This is a genomic window from Arthrobacter sp. UNC362MFTsu5.1 (assembly GCF_000685965.1).
In the GTDB taxonomy this organism is placed as follows: Bacteria; Actinomycetota; Actinomycetes; order Actinomycetales; family Micrococcaceae; genus Arthrobacter.
The window spans coordinates 1-1,406 of the sequence record NZ_JMLE01000067.1 but is presented as its reverse complement, the minus strand read 5'-3'; the positions used below and the strand labels follow the sequence as shown (position 1 = coordinate 1,406).

1 protein-coding gene is annotated in these 1,406 nt (G+C 63.7%); it reads left to right on the top strand.

Annotation, left to right across the window (positions count from 1 at the left end):
• Positions 1-1,349, top strand: a 1,349-nt coding sequence (locus BS38_RS0124025; protein WP_028273023.1) for an ABC transporter substrate-binding protein, incomplete at its 5' end; no start/stop codon positions are given.
• Positions 1,350-1,406 lie beyond the last annotated feature (57 nt).

The following is a 1,406-nucleotide window of genomic DNA, read 5'->3' as shown; positions in this document are numbered from 1 at the left end:
CCCTCCGCGACGGCGTGAAGTGGTCCGACGGCCAGCCTCTGGTCCCCGCCGATGTGGTCACCACGTTCGCGTTGCAGAAGAAGATCAAGGGCGGCTACGACTACTTGGACACGGTCACGGCCGAAGGCGCCAACCAGGTCAAGTTCAGCTTCAAGACGGCCTGGTCCCCGGCGCTGTTCGACCTCGGCCAGCTGAGCATCCTGCCGGACCACGTCTGGTCCAAGATCGCGGACCCCGAGAAGGACGCCAACGAAAAGCCCGTCGGCACCGGCCCGTACACCGAAGTGGACACCTTCCAGGCCCAGTCCTTTGTGCTGAAGAAGAACCCCAACTACTGGCAGCCGGACAAGCAAAAGATCGCCGGCATCAAGATGCTCGCCTTTGCAGGGAACGACGGCGCGAACCTCGCCGCCGCGAACGGCGACGTGGACTGGGCGCCGCAGTACATGCCCAACATCGAGAAGACCTTCATTTCCAAGGACCCGGACCACCGCAAGTACTGGTTCCCGCCCACGGGTTCCATGATCAACTGGCAGCTCAACACCACCAAGGCGCCGTTCAACGACACGGACGTCCGCAAGGCCCTTTCCATGGCGGTGGACCGCGAGCAGGTCACCAAGATCGGCATGAGCGGCTACACCAAGCCGGCAGACTGCACCGGGCTTTCCGGGAACTACGAAACCTGGAAGAACAAGGAGGTCCAAGACAACTGCGAGTGGACCAAACTCAGCGTGGACGAGGCCAACAAGCTCCTGGACAAGGCCGGCTACGCCAAGGGTGCGGACGGCAAGCGCACACTGAAGGACGGCAAGCCCTTCGAGTTCAAAATCTCCGTGGGAGCAGCTTCCTCCGACTGGCTCTCCGTGGCCAACGTGATCGCCCAGAACCTCGCCGAGGTTGGCGTCACGGCCAAGGTTGATTCGCCGGACTGGGCGGCCGTGGTGGCGGGCTACGAAACCGGTGACTTCGATTCCGGCATCGTCTGGACCGCCAACGACCCCAGCCCGTACAAGTACTTCGCGGGCGTCATGGGCTCCACCACGGTCAAACCGGTGGGGGAGAAGGCCTTTGAGAACTACCACCGCTTCGGCGATCCCAAGGCGGACTCCCTGCTGACCGAATTCGCAGCCGCAGCCGACGAGAACACCCAGCACGACATCGCGGACAAGCTCCAGGAGGAGTACAACGAAGTGGCTCCGACCATCCCGCTATTTGCCGGCCCGGAATGGGGCGCCTACAACAACACCCGGTTCACCGGCTGGCCCACGGAAGAAAACCCGTACGCCACCCTCTCGGTCCGGGCACCCACCACGGTCTTGGTCCTGACCTCGCTGGAACCGGCCAAGTAGTCCCCGCTGCCTCCCCAAACTCGCGAGCTCGTTTGGGGCCCCTCGGCAGCGTGGGCC